Annotated in this window: 1 protein-coding gene; it reads left to right on the forward strand. The window is 70.9% G+C overall.

The features are described 5' to 3' along the window. The first annotated feature begins 94 nt into the window (after nucleotides 1-94). Nucleotides 95-1,006, forward strand: coding sequence for an AraC family transcriptional regulator (locus AB0M99_RS37795; RefSeq protein WP_365928808.1), 912 nt, complete (start codon nucleotides 95-97; stop codon nucleotides 1,004-1,006). Nucleotides 1,007-1,165 lie beyond the last annotated feature (159 nt).

The raw sequence follows: 1,165 nt of genomic DNA on the forward strand, positions 1-1,165 counted from the left end.
ACCCGGCTAGTGCTGATCTTGTAAGACCTGCCCGTCGCTGACGGTCAGGCGAAGTGAGCTAGGAATCCCCGTCCTTTAGGGCGGGGAGGAGTCAATACTGGGCGGCATCCGGGCCGAGGGCTCGGTCGTCAGCCATGCCGTCCTGACGGCGCCCTGGAGCATCACCTTCGCCGACGCCGCTCCGCTCACCATGGTCAGCGTGCTGCGCGGGGGCGGCACGCTGCTGCTGTCCGACGGCACGGAGCGGGCGATCCGCGCGGGCGACACGGCCATCGTCCGGGGACCCGCGCGGTTCCGCCTCGCGGACGAGCCTGCCACTGTCCACCGCCCCCACACCGCGTACGAGATCAACTGCTTCACCGCGGACGCCGCGTGCACCGGCCAGGAACTCGACGGCATCCACTGGGGCACCGGCCCGAAGGGAGCGACCGCGCTGATCGTGGGCGCCTACCGCGCCTCGGGGCACCGCCACGAACGGCTCCTGCGCGCCCTTCCGCCCGTCCTGGTCATCGCCGAGGACGCCGAGGTCTGCGCCTGGCTGGAGAACGCCGCCGCCGACGCCGCCCGGCTCTCCGCCGGTTCGCAGGCGCTGATGGACCGGCTCCTCGACTGGGCTCTGGTCTGCACGCTGCGCACCTGGTTCGACCGGGCGGGCGCCGACGCGCCCGGCTGGTATCGCGGCCTCGCCGACCCGGTCCTGGCCCCCGCCCTGCACGCTTTCCACGGGCGGCCCGCCGAGAGCTGGACGGTCGCGTCGCTGGCCGCTCAAGCCGGCGTCTCCCGGGCACTGTTCGCCCGGCGCTTCACCGAGCTGATGGGCCGTCCGCCCCGCACTTACCTCACCGAGTGCCGCATGGACGACGCCGAGGCACTCCTGGCCGACACCGACCTCAGCATCGCCCAGATCGCCAAGACCGTCGGCTACGCCGACGCCTTCGGCTTCAGCACCGCCTTCAAACGCCACAAGGGCCTCATCCCCAGCACGTTCCGCACCACGGCGGCGTGAGTCACGCAACGCGGCCGCAGAGACTGAGGTGCCCCGAGGTTTCCGGACAGGGACCCAATAGGATCCAGGGCTGATTCATAGTCTTGGCTGTGAGGAGAAGCGGCAGGTCACAGCCGTGTGGCGGACCTTCAGTTTGGACACGCCGGACGCAACGAAGCT

The sequence above is a fragment of the Streptomyces sp. NPDC051183 genome, assembly GCF_040682455.1.
In the GTDB taxonomy this organism is placed as follows: Bacteria; Actinomycetota; Actinomycetes; order Streptomycetales; family Streptomycetaceae; genus Streptomyces.